The organism is Vreelandella venusta (assembly GCF_015689495.1).
GTDB classification, from domain to species: domain Bacteria; phylum Pseudomonadota; class Gammaproteobacteria; order Pseudomonadales; family Halomonadaceae; genus Vreelandella; species Vreelandella venusta.
Window position 1 is genome coordinate 1,485,266 of record NZ_CP065135.1, and the last position, 16,752, is coordinate 1,502,017.

15 protein-coding genes are annotated in these 16,752 nt (G+C 54.9%); 11 read left to right on the forward strand and 4 right to left on the reverse strand.

Annotated features, from left to right (window positions below; all coding sequences use genetic code 11):
- Positions 1 to 7: 7 nt before the first annotated feature.
- From IR195_RS06995 to IR195_RS07005, 3 genes are all read left to right on the forward strand, one after another.
- The gene (locus tag IR195_RS06995) at positions 8 to 1,330 is read left to right on the forward strand and encodes a glycerate kinase type-2 family protein (protein WP_206049101.1); all 1,323 of its coding nucleotides are present in this window, start codon (positions 8 to 10) and stop codon (positions 1,328 to 1,330) included.
- A 123-nt stretch (positions 1,331 to 1,453) separates the two neighbouring features.
- Positions 1,454 to 2,185, forward strand: coding sequence for a GntR family transcriptional regulator (locus IR195_RS07000; RefSeq protein ID WP_206049102.1), 732 nt, complete (start codon positions 1,454 to 1,456; stop codon positions 2,183 to 2,185).
- Positions 2,186 to 2,239: 54 nt separating this feature from the next.
- Complete coding sequence (locus IR195_RS07005; RefSeq protein ID WP_206049103.1) at positions 2,240 to 2,410, forward strand: hypothetical protein; 171 nt, start codon at positions 2,240 to 2,242, stop codon at positions 2,408 to 2,410.
- A 238-nt stretch (positions 2,411 to 2,648) separates the two neighbouring features.
- Here the strand turns inward: IR195_RS07005 and IR195_RS07010 are convergent, their stop codons facing one another.
- Positions 2,649 to 3,722 (reverse strand): tartrate dehydrogenase, encoded by a 1,074-nt coding sequence (locus IR195_RS07010; protein ID WP_206049104.1) that lies wholly within the window; start codon positions 3,720 to 3,722, stop codon positions 2,649 to 2,651.
- Between the two features lie 135 nt (positions 3,723 to 3,857).
- Between IR195_RS07010 and IR195_RS07015 the strand changes: the two genes are divergently transcribed.
- Positions 3,858 to 4,793, forward strand: a complete 936-nt coding sequence (locus IR195_RS07015) for a LysR family transcriptional regulator (protein WP_206049105.1) — start codon at positions 3,858 to 3,860, stop codon at positions 4,791 to 4,793.
- A gap of 97 nt (positions 4,794 to 4,890) precedes the next feature.
- On the opposite strand, the gene IR195_RS07020 is transcribed toward IR195_RS07015, so the two are convergent.
- Positions 4,891 to 5,589, reverse strand: coding sequence for a FadR/GntR family transcriptional regulator (locus IR195_RS07020; protein ID WP_241006806.1), 699 nt, complete (start codon positions 5,587 to 5,589; stop codon positions 4,891 to 4,893).
- Between the two features lie 276 nt (positions 5,590 to 5,865).
- On the opposite strand from IR195_RS07020, the gene IR195_RS07025 reads away from it, so the two are divergent.
- The 7 genes from IR195_RS07025 to IR195_RS07055 all read left to right on the forward strand — a co-directional run bounded on the left by IR195_RS07025 (position 5,866) and on the right by IR195_RS07055 (position 12,103).
- A complete protein-coding gene (locus IR195_RS07025; RefSeq protein ID WP_206049107.1) occupies positions 5,866 to 6,861 on the forward strand; it encodes an asparaginase in 996 nt (331 codons plus the stop codon).
- Positions 6,862 to 6,937: 76 nt separating this feature from the next.
- The gene (locus IR195_RS07030) at positions 6,938 to 7,939 is read left to right on the forward strand and encodes a TRAP transporter substrate-binding protein (RefSeq protein WP_206049108.1); all 1,002 of its coding nucleotides are present in this window, start codon (positions 6,938 to 6,940) and stop codon (positions 7,937 to 7,939) included.
- 62 nt (positions 7,940 to 8,001) lie between these two features.
- Complete coding sequence (locus tag IR195_RS07035) at positions 8,002 to 8,523, forward strand: TRAP transporter small permease (protein WP_206049109.1); 522 nt, start codon at positions 8,002 to 8,004, stop codon at positions 8,521 to 8,523.
- A gap of 15 nt (positions 8,524 to 8,538) precedes the next feature.
- On the forward strand, positions 8,539 to 9,813 hold the full coding sequence (locus tag IR195_RS07040; protein WP_206049110.1) for a TRAP transporter large permease: 1,275 nt from the start codon (positions 8,539 to 8,541) through the stop codon (positions 9,811 to 9,813).
- A 40-nt stretch (positions 9,814 to 9,853) separates the two neighbouring features.
- Positions 9,854 to 10,321: a RidA family protein gene (locus IR195_RS07045; protein ID WP_206049111.1), complete on the forward strand. Its 468-nt coding sequence runs from the start codon at positions 9,854 to 9,856 to the stop codon at positions 10,319 to 10,321.
- A gap of 19 nt (positions 10,322 to 10,340) precedes the next feature.
- The gene (locus IR195_RS07050) at positions 10,341 to 11,741 is read left to right on the forward strand and encodes an amidase (protein WP_206049112.1); all 1,401 of its coding nucleotides are present in this window, start codon (positions 10,341 to 10,343) and stop codon (positions 11,739 to 11,741) included.
- A 128-nt stretch (positions 11,742 to 11,869) separates the two neighbouring features.
- The gene (locus tag IR195_RS07055) at positions 11,870 to 12,103 is read left to right on the forward strand and encodes a hypothetical protein (protein WP_241006807.1); all 234 of its coding nucleotides are present in this window, start codon (positions 11,870 to 11,872) and stop codon (positions 12,101 to 12,103) included.
- Between the two features lie 123 nt (positions 12,104 to 12,226).
- On the opposite strand, the gene aceF is transcribed toward IR195_RS07055, so the two are convergent.
- Positions 12,227 to 13,921, reverse strand: a complete 1,695-nt coding sequence (aceF, locus tag IR195_RS07060; RefSeq protein ID WP_206049113.1) for a dihydrolipoyllysine-residue acetyltransferase — start codon at positions 13,919 to 13,921, stop codon at positions 12,227 to 12,229.
- Between the two features lie 58 nt (positions 13,922 to 13,979).
- Complete coding sequence (gene aceE, locus IR195_RS07065) at positions 13,980 to 16,652, reverse strand: pyruvate dehydrogenase (acetyl-transferring), homodimeric type (RefSeq protein WP_125751270.1); 2,673 nt, start codon at positions 16,650 to 16,652, stop codon at positions 13,980 to 13,982.
- Positions 16,653 to 16,752: the final 100 nt, after the last annotated feature.

Consider the following 16,752-nt stretch of genomic DNA (forward strand, 5'->3'; position numbering starts at 1 on the left):
TCTTTTGATGAATTCCCTTGTTCGCCTGGCGCCTTTTACCAGTGAAGAGGCAACCCGCCAGTGGCTGATTCAACTGGCCGAAACGGCCATTGCTGCGGTACATCCTGATAGCTTATTAACTGCCCAGTTGCCTGAAAAACCGCCAGGCCGAACTGTCGTTGTGGGCGCGGGTAAGGCCGCCGCCTCCATGGCGCGTGCATTAGAGTTGGCGTGGGAAAAACGCGCTCGTGAGTCAGGCGAAGAAGTCGACTTAACAGGCGTAGTAGTGACCCGTTATCAGCATGGGGCAGCCTGTCGCTATATCGATGTACTGGAAGCCTCTCATCCAATGCCTGATGCGCTGGGTGAGCAAGCCGCTAAGCGCATGCTTGATGAAGTAAAAGGCCTGGGTGAAGACGATCAAGTGATCGCACTTATCTCCGGCGGCGGCTCCGCGTTAACGACCCTGCCGGCGGACGGCATTTCGTTAGCAGATAAACAGGCTCTGAATAAGGCGCTGCTTCGCTGCGGTGCACCGATCCGCGAAATCAACACCGTAAGACGCCATTTGTCTGCAATTAAAGGCGGGCGGTTGGCCACTGCAGCGCATCCTGCTCAAGTGGTGACACTACTTATTTCGGATGTTCCTGGTGACGTGCCTTCCTTAATTGCCTCAGGCCCGACGCTGCCGGATAACACAACGTCGTTAGATGCATTGGCAATTTTAAACCGCCATGAGATTGAGGTGCCTGAGCATGTGCAGCGCCATTTAATGGCCGATCATCGTGCGCCTCAGACCTGGAACCAAGGATTTGCACGGGACAAATCGACTATCCTAGCCCGCGCGCGCGACGCACTGAAGGCCGCCCAGCTCAGTGCCGAAGAGAGTGGCCTAGAGGTAAGAGTGTTAGGTGATGATCTTGAGGGAGAAGCGAGAGATTTAGGTATTGCCCAGGGACGTATGGTGTGCAAGTTGCAGTCTGAAATTAATCGTCCGCTGCTGGTGCTGTCAGGTGGCGAAACCAGCGTTACCGTGCGTGGTAATGGTCGAGGAGGGCGCAACGTTGAGTACCTGCTGGGGCTTTTTGATACGCTAAAAGGGTGTGATGGCATTTATGCGATTGCGATTGATACCGATGGAATTGATGGCTCTGAAGATAACGCAGGCGCGTTAATTGGGCCTGAATGCTGGCAGCGGGCGAAGGCATTAACGCTTTCTGCACAGGATTATCTTGCTCGTAACGACGCGTACAGTTTCTTTGACGCTTTAGATGACCTTGTGGTGACGGGGCCAACCCGAACCAATGTTAACGATTTCCGGGCGATTCTTATTCTACCCAACCCGTCGTAAGGCTGTGGTTGTGCCCGAATATCGACCCGATTACCCGTTAAGACATTGTTTTGCGTGGTTCTGAGTGGTTGTCTGAGGGGTAAACATGATAAGTTTCGTCGAGGTTCATTAGAGAGTTAAGCCATGACCCTCGGCTGGCACAAGAAAGGTTTTACCAAAACGAAAGAAGGCCGCGTTAGCGATCAAGATATTGTTGAACACATCCGGTCTGCGGTACTGATGCAGCGACTGGCACCGAATACAAAACTGCCTGAAGTCACCATCGGCGATGTATTTGGAGTCAGCCGTTCAGTGGTGCGTAAAGCGTTAACACGGCTTGATGCAGAACATGTTATCGACCAACGACCAAATCAGGTCGCCCGCGTCAGAGCGCCTTCGATTGACGAAACGCGAGAGACGTTTTCCGCGCGCAGGTTAGTGGAAGGTGAGATTGTCTCGCTGTTGGCGGGTAAGCTGGATGTGGTGACTTACAAAGCGTTAGAGAAGCAGGTCGCCCTCGAAAAGCAGGCTTTTGAAAACAGTGACGAACCGTCACGCATTGAGCATTCCCTCAATATTCATCATCTCCTTGCGCAGCATGCCCCTAATCGTATCTTGGGCGCGATGTTGACCGATCTCGTTTTGCGAACGTCAATTGTCATCGCTCTCTATAAGCGTCCAGGATTGTCTTCTTGCTACTTGGAAGGTGACCATGCCAACTTGCTTGGGCACTTGGCGAGTGGTGATGCGCAGGCGGCTAAGCAGGCGATATACACGCACCTTAATAGCTTAGAGTCTTTGCTGATGCTGTCGTCTCAAGAGCCGGAAAACGACGATTTGATGACTATTCTAGGCGGTAAATCCGTTAGGGCGTGATTCGCTAACCCTGGATTTTTGCTAACCCTGAGTTTTCGCTAACAATAGATTTCAATGCCTCAAACTGATGTCTCAAAAAAGCGGCGCCCAATTGGGCGCCGCTGGTGGCTTACGCTGAGACGATTACAGCAGCAATCGACGTATATCCGTCAGCACATCGGCCAGGAAGGCCGTAAAGCGGGAATTTTCGACTATCGTTCCGTGGTAGAACCTTGTGAGTTCTAAAAAGCAAAAAGCTGTGGCGATGTGCCAGCAGCGCTAGGGCGGCCGATGCCGAAAATAACTGACGGTGCCCAAGTTTCATAGCATTGTCCTGATGGTTGTTTGTTGATGTTGTCATGAGCTAAGTGAAACTGACGCTGCTTCCACTCTCAGGGCAAATCTAGAGCATAAGCGATTAAAAACATGCATTGGCTGTCCGGTTGGATTCAACCAGACAGCCAATCGCTATGACCTATGTGTGTCAGCGCGAAATAGCGTTGGCAATCGCCTCGCCTAGGCTTGCTGTGGTGCCTTTTCCACCCACATCGCGGGTAAGTACGGTGGCATCTCCCTCACTTAATACTTCCTCAATGGCGCTTACCAGCGCATCACCGGCTTCTTTGTAGCCGAGGTGCTCCAGCATCATGGCACCTGACCAAATCTGACCGATAGGGTTAGCAATGCCTTTACCGGCGATATCCGGTGCGCTGCCATGTACTGGCTCGAACAAGCTGGGAAAGTTGCCTTCGGGGTTGATGTTGGCTGAAGGAGCGATGCCTATCGTGCCGGAGCAGGCGGGGCCGAGATCAGAAAGAATATCGCCGAACAGATTACTACCCACCACGACATCAAACCAATCCGGGTGAAGAACGAAGTTGGCGGTGAGAATATCGATATGAAATTTATCCACCGCGACTTCAGGGTAGTCCTTTGCCATTTCGGCCACGCGCTCATCCCAGTACGGCATAGTGATTGAGATGCCGTTGGATTTGGTCGCGGAGGTGAGCTTTTGACGCGGGCGAGTTTGGGCCAGTTCAAAAGCGTATTTCAATACGCGGTCTACGCCAGTTCGGGTCATGACCGTTTCTTGGATGACCACCTCCCGGTCCGTTCCTTCAAACATTTTGCCGCCAACGCTTGAGTACTCTCCCTCGGTGTTCTCACGTACCACGTAAAAGTCGATATCGCCGGGTTTGCGGCCTGCTAGCGGGCTTTTAATGCCGGGCATGAGCTTACAGGGGCGCAGGTTGATGTACTGATCAAAGCGGCGTCGGAATTGCAGCAGTGAGCCCCAAAGGGAAATATGGTCGGGTACTTTGTCGGGCCAACCCACCGCGCCATAAAACAGCGCATCGAAGCCTTTTAACCGCTCAAACCAATCATCCGGCAGCATTTTGCCGTGTTCCAGGTAGTAGTCGCAGCTACCAAACTCAAAGGTGGCGAACTCAAGATCAATATTAAAGCGCTTGGCGGTCGCCTCAAGGGCGCGGATGCCTTCTGGCATGACTTCGGTGCCGATGCCGTCACCGGCGATAATGGCAATACGGTGGGTCATAGTGACTCCTAATCTTGTTAGTTCTGATGGATACATATGAGTAATTAATGGAGTGTAGCGACTATTTTTTTGGAGATAATCAGGCTACTGTTCAAGTTATTGTTGCGTAAAAGTGCAGAATAGGTGAGGAGTGAAATGGCACACCTGGATGATTTGGCATTTTTTCAGTACTTAGCGAGGGCGGGGAGTCTGACGGCGACAGCTCGCGAGCTGGGGCTATCGCTCTCGGCGGTAAGCAAGCGGCTAAAGCAGTTGGAGGCGCGTCTGGGGGTAGAACTCGCGGCTCGCACCACGCGGCGGTTGACGCTGACCGCAGAAGGTGAGCGTTATTTGGACCGTGGCGCGCTGATTTTAGATGAGTTGAGTGAGCTGGAAAATTCACTGGGCGAGAGGAGCGATCAAGCACTTAGCGGACGTTTACGGGTGAACGCCACTTTTGGTTTTGGTCGCCGTCATATTGCTCCGCTGCTGTCACGATTTTGTGCCAATCATCCCGAGGTGGAAGGGTGGCTGGAGTTAACCAATTTTCCACTCAACTTGAGCGATCACGGCTTTGACATTGGCATTCGCGTGGGTGAACCACCGGAGTCGCGCTTGGTCGCTCGGCGTATTCTTGCCAATCGGAGAGTTCTCTGTGCGTCGCCTAGTTACATTGCCCAGGCAGCGCCTTTGCAAGTACCGACCGATTTACAGCAGCACGCTTGTTTGGTGATCCGCGAGAACGACAGTGATTTCCCGCTTTGGCGCTTTGAACAAGTCGTTCAGTCTGCGAAAGGGCTATCTGGGCAGACACAGTCGATAAAGGTCAGCGGTCGATTAGCCAGCAACGATGGTGAGGTCATTACCCGTTTGGCCTTGGACGGTCATGGAGTTATGCTGCGCTCCTGGTGGGATGTTAACGAGCACCTTGTCAGTGGCGCATTGGTAGCGCTATTACCAGGCTGGCAGGGGATTCGGGCAGATTTCTATGCGGTGTTTGAGCAACGCCGCCATGTGCCCGCCCGGCTGCGCGCTTTTGTTGACTATGTCCAGAGTGAGATAGCCGGGCGGGTGCCGATATTGCCGGAGTAAGGCCATGTTGACGACGCTGCTTCCTAGCAAGGGCGGTATTAACATGCTCCTTGGCGATGAATTATCGCGATCGGCTAGTTAGTATACCTGACGCTTTCTAGCGTGGTTCTGCACTCAATTCGCTGCCGTTTTCATAGGTAAGGTTGGTTTCCCAGCTTTCGCTGCTAACAGTTATTGCTGCATGAATACCGGCGGTGTCACCTGCTTTGAAGGCAGCGTAGATAGCTTTATGATCCTTCAAGGCGGTTTCTGGTAGTGAGCGCATAGAGGTTTCCAGCGCGGCTTCAATCAGCTGTAGCAAGGTTTCTCCGACGCGGATGGTCATGGGGTTATGGGTGCTGTGCAGAATGGCACGATGGAAGGCAATATCGTGCTTGGAGGTTTGAGCTCCCGTTCGGATGGCTTCTTCCATAGCGTCGATACTCTGCTGAATACGTTGATGATCCTCTGCTGTTGCCCCGTTCATTGCTTGAAGCGTGTAAGCCGGTTCAAACATGCGGCGAAACTCCAGTACATCCCGCGTCATGCCTCGAGCCAGGATCATCCCAAACGCCATCGGGTCGACGAGCGGTGTGCCTGGTTCGCGGCGAATCATGGTGCCTTGACCCCGTTTGACCTCAACAATCCCTATTGCTTGCAACATTTTGATGGCTTCACGCACGCTTGACTTACCAATGCCCAGGGTGTGAGTGAGCTCCGTTTCCGAGGGCAGGTAATCCCCTGGCTTGAGGTCGCCTCGTATAAGAGCGCTTTTAATACGCTCTAGCAGTTGCAGCGCAACGGAACTGCGATCCATTGAATCTCCAAAAGAGGTTGTACTAGTCGAGTTAGTCTCGGGCTGGCGTTTAAAACTCATGTGGGCCTCGCATGGCTCATCGGTGTTTTCTGCATTTTATCAATGTTCTAAGCCTAGTGGCTTAAGACGCTCGATTTCATATATTTAAATGTAATATGCTTATTTCAAATTGTTTTATATGTCTGCCTTGCTAAGGGTTTGTTCTTTAGTCTAGCCTGAAATCAGACATCTGATGTCTGTTGTGTATGGCAAAAAGCATAAAAAATGAGAACCTGAATGACAAAAAAGCACATCGTGATATTGACCACGGGCGGCACTATTGCCAGCAAGCCCAGTGACTCAGGGCGAAGCCAGTCCGGGGCTTTAAGCGGCGAGCAGTTACTGAATCAGGTAGCGTTGCCGCAGGGTGTCGATGTCACGTTAGAGGTGATGTCGATTCTGCAGAAACCCAGTAATGCCGTCACTCTCGCCGATCTTGCTGAACTCCATTGCCAAGGGCGAAAAGCATTGTCGCGAGCGGATGTGGACGGTCTGGTGATCACCCACGGTACCGATACCTTGGAAGAGACCGCTTACTTTCTATCGCTCACGCTGCCAGCGGATAAACCTTGTGTGATCACTGGTTCCCAGCGGGCACCTCACCAGCTAGGTACCGACGCCTTTAAAAATATCTGCGATGCCATTGTGGCGGCGGTAACCCCTCAATTGAGACAGCTTGGCTGTGTAGTGGCATTTAACGAGTCGCTGTTTGCCGCCCGTTATGCTCGCAAGATCAACAGTTATCAGCTAAACGGCTTTGATGCGCCTGGCGCCGGTTCGCTGGGTTATATCGATGGACAGCGGCTCAAGCTTTATCACACGGGAACGGCGATTGCCCCCCCCATTGAAGGCTGGGATGTTCCACTGCCGCGTGTCGACCTACTGCCCGCCTATCTGGATGCCTCGCCAGCACTGCTGAAAGCCTGCGTGGAGAGTGGGGCGAAAGGGTTGGTAATCGATGGCTTAGGCCGGGGCCATGTGCCACCTAGCTGGATGAACGAAATACGAGCATTGATTAGCGCAGGCGTCCCTATAGCAGTCGTGAGTAGTTGCGCTCAAGGGCCGGTGAATACCAGTTATGAGTTTAGTGGCAGCTTGGCCGATTTAGTATCAGCTGGGGTGATCGCGCTCAACGATATCAGCGCACGTAAGGCAAGGCTTGCACTTGCCTTGCTGCTGAGTAGTACCTCACGCGAAGCGTTGGGAGATGCGATGGAGAGCTTGATGGCGTGAGCGGCCGTTTAAATTTGCTCAACTGTAGTAACAAAAACTAAAAAGCAATTCACCATAACTAAATAAGGTACTGGACATGGAACTAACGCTGACAAAAGCCACCCTCTCTGCTGCTATTGCCGTCGCTTCTCTAAGTGCGGCTCAACTCCATGCGGCCGATTATACATTCAGCTTCGCCCACGTGTTGATTGAAGAAACGCCAAACGGCCAAGCGGCGCTGCGCTTTAAAGAGGAGGTAGAGCAGAAATCCAGCGGTCGTATTGAGATTAACGTATTGCCAGCCGCTCAGGTGGGTGGCGACGTTGAAATCATTGAGCAGATTCAGATGGGCCTAGTCGATATCGGTATCCCGCCAACGGCCACCCTGGGCAACTTTGAGCCACGCATGCAGATTTTGGATCTGCCGTTCTTGATTGCCGATTACGACACCATGGTGGAAACCCTGGATGGTGAAGCAGGTCGCGAAATCCTCGATACCCTGAATGGCCATAACATGTACGGCGTCAACTTCTGGGGAGCGGGTTTCCGCCATATCACCAACAATGATCGACCGATCGAAGCACCCGAGGATATGGACAGTATCCGTATGCGCACCATGCAGGCGCCGATCATCATCTCTACCTATGAAAACCTGGGTGCTAACGCCACCGCAATGGCTTTTACCGAGGTATACAACGGCCTGCAGCAGGGAGTGGTGTCGGGGCAGGAAAACCCACTGGCCAACATCTACACCATGCGTTTCCACGAGGTCCAGGATTATCTCTCGCTGACCAATCATGCTTACCACGCCTATGCAGCGGTAATGAACCAGGACTCCTGGGACTCGCTGCCGGCAGATCTGCAGGCTGTCATGCTGGAAGCCTTCGATAACGGCCGAGACACATCCCGTGCGCTAACGCTGCAGGACGAAAAGACCATTATGGAAGAGATCAAAGACGAAATAGCGATCAACGAACTCACCCCAGAGCAGCGCGACGCCTTTATTGAAGCCAGCATGCCGGTGCACGAAGAGTATGAAGATATCGTCACCACGGAGTTGCTGCATAAGGTATATGACGCTGTGGGTATCGAGTATTGATCCAACGGGTCGGCTAAGGCCTAGTTCCTCTCTTCTTACCCCTTTCAGGGTGTGGATATCTCATGTTCGAAGCGCTCAACAAATGTCTTGATCGCTTGGAAAGTGTGGCGATGGTCGTTTTCATGTCGACTGCGACCATCCTCACTACCATCCAAGTCGTGTATCGCTACGGCTTTAGCGGTTCGCTATTTTGGGCTGAAGAAGTCGTTATTTACTCCATTATCTGTATGAGTTTTGTAGGCGCCAGTATGGGTGTGCGCCATGGCACGCATATTTCGGTGGATGTGCTGAATGCCATTGCCTCGCCTGCTGTGAACCGCTGGCTGCATATGATCGCAGCACTAATCGGTATCGTGTTCGCTGGCTTCATGACCTATTACGGCTTTGTTCTCTATTTCAGCACACTGGATCGCGGACAGTTAACCGCTGCACTTCGCTTGCCGATGGCATGGTTCTATCTGCCGATTGGCGTCTCCGGTGTGCTGCTGATTCTGCGTTATCTGTGGGTAATCAATGAAGTCTGGAAAAAGCCTCCGGTAAGTCTCTCCGAAGAGCTTGTGGCTGAGTCGGATAAGCTCATTTAACCCTGGAGGGCGACCATGATTACTGCATTATTACCGATCTTTTTTGCCGTTCTACTGCTTGGGCTACCAATCTTTGCTTCCTTGGCATTGGCGGTGTTTCTTGCCATTGAATTCTTTGGCGCTACCAATCCGGTAATCGTGCCGATGCGCATGTTTACCGGAATGAACAACTTCTCGCTGATGGCGATTCCGTTTTTTATCCTGGCGGCAGAACTAATGCGGATTGGCGGGCTTTCTGACCGGTTGATCAATCTTGCCAAAGCGTTGGTAGGGTGGGTGCCAGGGGGCTTGGCAGCGGCCACGGTGTTGTCATGTCTCTTCTTCGGGGCCATTTCCGGTTCAAGCCCCGCCACGGTGGTGGCGATTGGCTCGATCATGTTCCCGGCACTTGTCGCTGCTGGCTACGATAAGCGCTTTGCGATTGGGTTGATCGCCACCGCCGGTACCTTGGGGCCGATTGTGCCGCCGAGTATTGCGCTGATTATCTACGGCTCAGTGACCGGTACTTCGGTGGGGCGGTTGTTTGCGGCGGGTCTGCTGCCCGCTATTGTGATTGCCTCTATTCTCATCGCCTACTGCATCGTTTTTAGCAGCATCAAAGGCTATGAACGTGCTCCTTTCCCTTCGCTGCGGCAAATTTTAGTCGCCTTTAAAGATGCTGCTTGGGGCCTGGGACTGCCGGTGATTCTGCTAGGTGGTATCTACAGCGGCGTTTTTACCCCGACTGAATCAGCCGCGGTGGCCTGCGTATATGGTTTGTTTGTCGGCATGGTGGTTTACCGCACCATTAACGTAACGGAACTGGCGGGCACGCTAAGAAGTTCTGGGTTGATTTCAGCGACGTTACTGCTGATTACGGCGGGGGCCTCTGCTTTCTCTTGGCTACTCGCCATTACTGGCACGCCTAGTCAGTTGGCAGGCGAGGTGCTGTCTTGGACAGACGATCCGTTTCAGGTCATGGCGCTGTTTAATGTCGTGATGATCATTGCTGGCTTTTTCCTCGATAGCGCCTCGGCCATCATCGTTCTCTCGCCGCTGCTGCAGCCCATTGCGGCCCAGGTGGGCGTAGACCCGGTGCATTTTGGGGTGATCACGCTGATCAACTTCTCGGTGGGGATGATTACGCCGCCAGTAGGGTTGAACCTGTTCGTTGCCATGTCGATCTCCAAAATGTCGCTGCAGGAAGTGTTCAAGGCCTGTTTACCGATGATTGGCTTGATGCTGTTAGCGCTTATCATCATCACCTATATACCGTGGCTGAGTACTTGGCTGCCCTCGTTAATCTATTAACAGCCGGTTTAATGAAGCTAAACAATAAGGACAACGAACCATGAGCAAAACGATTGAACAAGCGGTGGCGGAGCAGGGCCTTACGTTACCGGCGATTCCAAGGCCGCGTGGCATGTTTCTGCCCTGGTCTCAGTTGGGCAGTCAGCTGTTTTTAGCAGGGCAAATTTGCGAGCGTGACGGTGACGTTCTCTATCTCGGTAAGATAGGGGCTGAGTTCGATCTTGAAACTGGCAAGCTGGCGGCCCAGGCGTGTGCCTTGAATCTGCTGGCCTCGCTCAGCGATGCCGTTGATGGCGATTTTTCCCGCGTGGTGCGCTGCGTGCGTATGAATGGCTTCGTTAATGCGGCGCCGGGCTTTCACGATGTGCCGCTGGTGATCAACGGGGCATCCGAGCTATTCGTCGCGCTATTTGGTGGCTCTGGGCGCCACGCTCGAACGGCGATTGGGGTGGCGACACTGCCCGGCAATGCGGCGGTGGAAGTCGAAGCGATTTTTGAAGTGCGCTAAGCACCGATAGGGAGCACCGATGCAGGATTTAGCCATTTTTCTACCTTTACGTGAGCAACGCGCACGCCTACGTGCAGGCACCCTCACCGCTACCGAACTTGCCGAGGCATCTATAGCGGCGTACCAACAACGCGGTAAGCACGATCATGCCTACCTCACCTGGAACGGCGAGCAGGCATTGGCAATGGCAAAAGCTGCCGATGCGGTGCTCGCCCAGGGAGGTGATGCGGGGGCGCTAATGGGCATGGCGGTATCGATCAAGGATATTTATGCAGTCACCGGGCTGCCAACCTATGCGGGCTCTTCCCAACGCCTGCCGAAGCGTTGGGAGCGTCCGGGCCCGGTAGTCAGCGCGTTACTGAAGCATTTACCTTCCGTGATGGGTAAAACCCACTCCGTTGAGTTTGCCTTTGGTGGACTGGGCACCAACGCCCACTGGGGAACGCCGCGCAACCCGTGGGATACTAGCCAGCACCGCACGCCTGGCGGCTCCAGTTCTGGGGCTGGAGTGTCGCTGGTGAGTGGCACGGCGAGCTTGGCGTTTGGCACCGACACTGCTGGCTCGGTGCGTATTCCTGCCTCGATGACCGGAGTCGTAGGGCTAAAAACCACCGCTGGACGCTGGTCCACTGAACAGATCGTTCCCCTATCAAGCACGCTAGATACCCCCGGGCTGCTGGGGCGGCGGGTGGATGATATTGCCTTCGCATTTGATGCGCTGGATCCCGGCCTTAGTGGTAAAGATAACCGAGTCCCGGCGCCGCCCTCCCTTGCGGATTTGACCTTCGGCGTGCCAGCAACATTTTTCTGGGATGACTGCAGCCCGGGCATTGCCGAAACCGTTCGCGCGGCCATTAAACAGCTGGAAGCCGCCGGGGCGCGAATAGTGACGTTGGAACTGCCCGGAATCAACGACGCATATGAACTCTTCAAACTGGGGGGGGTGGCTGCACCGGAATTGGCAGCGTTTCTCAAAACCGAACTACCTGAGATGATTGATTCTCTCGATCCCAACGTTGCCGCCCGAGTCAAAGCAGCTGATGATATGCCCGCTTGGGAGTACGTACGTCGCCGCACAGTACTGGATTCGCTGTATGCTGTGGCCACCACTCGCATGGCAGATGTAGATGCGGTACTGACTCCCACGGTGGCGATTACGCCACCTACTATCGAAAGCCTTGAACCGGAAGACGCCTACCCTAAATCCAATATGCACGCCTTGCGCAATACCGTGATCGCTAATTTTCTTGGCCTATGTGCGCTAACACTGCCGGTTGGAAAAGATGCCGCTGGCATGCCAGTTGGATTGCAAGTGCTAGGTGGGGCCTGGCAAGACGCCAAATTATTGGCCGTTGGTCAGGCAATTGAAAACGAGTTGGGATCAGGCTTGGAGATTCTTGGTCAACCGCCAGCGATATGAGCCCTGAGGCGGCCTAAGTACTCCAGTCGATTTGGAGCGTAAAGCCCACATCGTGCGGCGTCGATTTAGCATCGCCTTATGGTCTTCATAGTGCATGATGGCGCGATAACCCTCTGACCGATCTCGTCTTGCGAACGTCAATTGTCATTGCTCTTTATAAGCGTCCAGGGTTGTCTTCTTGCTACTTGGAAGGCGACCATGCCAACTTGCTTGGGCACTTGGCGAGTGGTGATGCGCAGGCGGCTAAGCAGGCGATATACACGCACCTTAATAGCTTAGAGTCTTTGCTGGTGCTGTCGTCTCAAGAGCCGGAAAACGACGATTTGATGACTATTCTAGGCGGTAAATCCGTTAGGGCGTGATTCGCTAACCCTGGATTTTTGCTAACCCTGAGTTTTCGCTAACAATAGATTTCAATGCCTCAAACTGATGTCTCAAAAAAGCGGCGCCCAATTGGGCGCCGCTGGTGGCTTACGCTGAGACGATTACAGCAGCAATCGACGTATATCCGTCAGCACATCGGCCAGGAAGGCCGTAAAGCGGGCGGCATCCGCACCATTAATCGCCCGGTGATCGTAGGAGAGCGAGAGCGGCATCATTAAGCGCGGCTGGAAGGCGCTGCCATCCCATACCGGCTTCATCTGCGCTTTCGATACTCCCAGGATCGCTACTTCCGGCGCATTAACGATCGGTGTGAACGCGGTTCCACCAATCGAGCCAAGGCTCGAAATGGTGAAGCAGCCACCGGTCATTTCATCACGCTTTAGCTTCTTGGTTTGCGCTTTTTTGCCTAGCTCCGCCATCTCCTTGGCTATCTCAATCAAGGATTTCTTATCGGCGTTGCGCACTACCGGCACCATCAAACCATCCGGGGTATCCACGGCAATCCCGATATGCACGTAGTTTTTCCATACCAGCGTTTCGCCGTCGCCTTTCAGGCTGACGTTGAACTGGGGGAATTTACGCAGTGCAAAGGCACAGGCTTTGACCATAAACGGCAACGGTGTCAGCTTAGCGCCCTGGGCTTCGGCCTCGGCTTTCATGGCTTTACGGAAGCTTTCAAGCTCGGTAATGTCGGCCTCGTCGAACTGTGTCACGTGAGGCACATTGAGCCAGCTGCGATGCAGATTGGTCGCGCCCATCTTGAGCAGGCGCCCCATCGGCTTCTCTTCGACATCGCCAAACTGACTGAAGTCGACTTCTGGTATCGCGGGGATGCCTGCACCACCACTCGCTGCCGGGGCAGCCGCTGTTTGTGCGTTACCTTGGTTGGCAATGGCCTGCTTCACGTAAGCCTGCACATCCTCTTTCAGCACCCGATCTTTCGGGCCACTAGGCTTAACAAGGCCGAGGTCGACGCCGAGCTCACGTGCCAGCATGCGTACTGCTGGGCCTGCGTGTACCAGCTTACTATCCCGCGGTTGGTAAGCAGCGATTTGTGCTTCCGGACTTGGGGTGCCTTCAGGAGAAGGCGCTTGTTTTGCTGGTGCTTTAGCGACAGGGTTTTCAACGGCCGGTTCTTCAGCAGCGGCTTGCGGTGCGTCTTCTTCAGCCGATGTATCACCGCCGTCGCCAGCGATCTCCATCTGGCCGATCACGTCGCCTTCCGAAACGCTATCGCCTTCTTTGACCGTCAGCGCAACGATCTTACCTGCGTGCGGGCTGGGCACGTCCATGGAGGCTTTGTCAGACTCCAGGGTGATCAGGGTATCTTCGGCGTTGACCTCATCACCGGCGCTAACCGCGACTTCGATGATTTCAACGCTGTCGGAACCGCCCAGGTCAGGCACTTTAATATCGACCGTCTGCTTACCGCCGCTGGCTTTCTTCGCTGCCGGTGCGGGGGCGTCTTCCTGCGTCGGTTTGGCTTGTTTCGCTGGCGCGTCGTTGGGCTGGCTGTCAGACGCGGGGGCTGACGTCTCTTCGCCACCGTCTGTACTGCCTTCAACCTCCAGCTCAACGATGTCGTCGCCTTCGGAGACGCTATCGCCTTCTTTGACCAGCACTTTGAGCACCTTGCCGCCTTTTGGGGCCGGGACGTCCATGCTGGCTTTGTCGGATTCCAGGGTGATTAGGGTGTCTTCCGCTTCAATGACGTCGCCTTCTGACACCGCAATCTCGATGATTTCGACATCGGTATCGCCACCGATATCGGGAACTTTGATGATTTCGCTACTCAAGGTCGCGCTCCTTCCAAATCGGATCGAGCCGGCGGGCATCTGCCCGCCGGGCAGCGGTTTAGCTGGTCAGCGGGTTCGGCTTGTTGGCGTCAATGCCATACTTCTTCAGCGCCTCGCCGACGTGCTTGCGATCAAGCTCACCACGGTCTGCCAGCGCGCGTAGCGCCGCGACGGTGACGAAGTAGCGGTCTACTTCAAAGAAGTAGCGCAGCTTCTCGCGGGTGTCGGAACGGCCAAAGCCGTCCGTGCCCAGCACGGTGTACTCAGACGGTACCCAGGCACGCACCTGGTCGGCGTAGAGCTTCATGTAGTCGGTGGAGGCAATCACCGGGCCGTCGCGGCCTTCCAGGCACTTCGTCACGTGGGGCTTGTTAGCCTCAGCGTCCGGGTTCAGGAAGCCTTCACGCTCCAGCAGCAGCGCTTCGCGACGCAGCTCGTTAAAGCTGGTCACGCTCCAGATATCCGCCCCAATGCCCCAGTCGTTGGCCAATAGCTCGGCGGCGGCTTCGACTTCGCGCAGGATGGTGCCGGAGCCCAGCAGTTGTACGCGGCCTTTATCGCCCTGGGTTTCGTTGAGCAGGTACATGCCTTTGACGATATCGTCGGTGGGCACGTTCTCAAGCGCGGGGTGCTCGTAGTTTTCGTTCATCACCGTCAGGTAGTAGAAGCAGTTCTCTTTGTCGGAGAACATGCGCTTCAGACCATCCTGGAGGATGACCGCCACTTCGTGGGCGTAGGTCGGGTCGTAGCTGCGGCAGTTGGGGATGGTGGAGGCTTGAATCAAGCTGTGGCCATCCTGGTGCTGTAGGCCTTCACCGTTGAGCGTGGTACGCCCGGCGGTGCCGCCGACCATAAAGCCGCGGGCTTGCAGGTCACCGGCGGCCCAGGCCAAGTCACCAATGCGCTGGAAGCCGAACATCGAGTAGTAGACGTAGAACGGCAGCAGGGTGACGTTGTTATTGCTGTAGGAGGTCGCGGCGGCAATCCACGCGGACATGGCACCGGCTTCACTAATCCCTTCTTCGAGAATCTGGCCTTTCTGATCCTCGCGGTAGAACATGATCTGGCCTTTATCGACCGGCTCATACTTCTGACCTTCCGAGGTGTAGATGCCAAGCTGACGGAACATGCCTTCCATGCCGAAGGTACGTGCTTCGTCAGGAATAATCGGGACGACATGTTTGCCGAGCTTCTTATCTTTCACCAGCCCGTTCAGCACGCGCACGAACGCCATGGTGGTGGAGACTTCGCGCCCTTTGGAACCGACCATTTGCGAGGCAAAGGTTTTGTCTTCCAGGCTGGGGATCTCCAGCGCCTCAAAGTCGCTGCGGCGGCTCGGCAGGTAGCCGTTTAAGCGCTCCCGCTGCAGGTGCATGTATTTCAGCTCGGGAGAGTCTTCTTCCGGCTTGTAATAGGGCACATCTTTGAGCTGCTCGTCGGTGAGCGGAATACCGAAGCGGTCGCGGAATTTACGCAACGCCTCGTACTCCATGCTCTTGACCTGGTGGGACTCGTTGGCGGCTTCGCCATCGCCGCTGCCCATGCCGTAGCCTTTGACGGTGTGCGCCAGAATGACCGTGGGCTTACCGTTGGTCTGGTTGACCGCTTCGTGGTAGGCCGCGTAGACCTTGAACGGGTCGTGGCCACCGCGGTTGAGCTTCCAGATGTCTTCGTCGGACAGGTCGTTGACCATCGCTTCGGTTTCGGGGTACTTACCGAAGAAGTGCTCGCGGGTGTACGAACCGCCGTTGGCCTTGTAGTTCTGGTACTCACCGTCGACCGCTTCATCCATGCGCTTTTGCAGGATGCCTTTCTTGTCCTTCTCGAACAGCGGATCCCAGTGACGTCCCCAGACCACCTTGATGACGTTCCAACCGGCACCCCGGAATACGCCTTCGAACTCGTCCATGACGCGGGAGTTGCCGCGAACCGGACCGTCCAAGCGCTGCAGGTTGCAGTTGATAACGAAGATCAGGTTATCTAGGTTTTCACGCCCGGCCAGGGAAATGGCGCCCAGTGACTCCGGCTCATCACACTCGCCGTCGCCCATAAAGCACCAGATCTTACGGTCATACATGTCTTTTAGCTCACGGTGATGCAGGTACTTCATCACGTGGGCTTGATAGATGGCCTGAATCGGGCCAAGGCCCATGGACACCGTGGGGAACTGCCAGTAATCCGGCATCAGCCACGGGTGCGGGTAGGACGAGAGGCCATCGCCGTCGACTTCGCGACGGAATTTGTCCATCTGCTCTTCTGACAAACGGCCTTCCAGGTAGGAACGCGCGTAAATCCCCGGGGCAACGTGGCCCTGGATGTAAATCAGGTCGCCTTCAAAGTCGCCTTTGGGGGCGCGGAAGAAGTGGTTAAAGCCAACATCGTACAGCGTGGCCGACGACATAAAGCTGGCAATGTGGCCGCCCAGCCCGGGGTTGGCGCGGTTATTACGGATGACCTGGGCAATGGCGTTGTAACGAATCAACGACCGAATGCGGCGCTCCATAAACAGATCGCCGGGCATCGGGGCTTCGCGATGCACAGGGATGGTGTTCCGGTGCGGGGTTGTCACCGAGAAGGGTACCTTCATCCCGTCCCGGCGCAGGCGATCCGCCAAGCGGGTCATCAGGTAGCGGGCACGATCTTCGCCCTCACGATCCAGTACTGATTCCAGGGATTCCAGCCACTCCGTGGTTTCGAGCGGATCGAGATCTTCTCTTGTCTCCAGACTCATAGAGGTCTCTCCGAATGACGATAAAAGGTAAGCCTCACAGCCTGAAGGGCCGAGCACCACAGGTCAGGCTGAAAGGAAAATAGAAGCGCTAAGCGCGTGA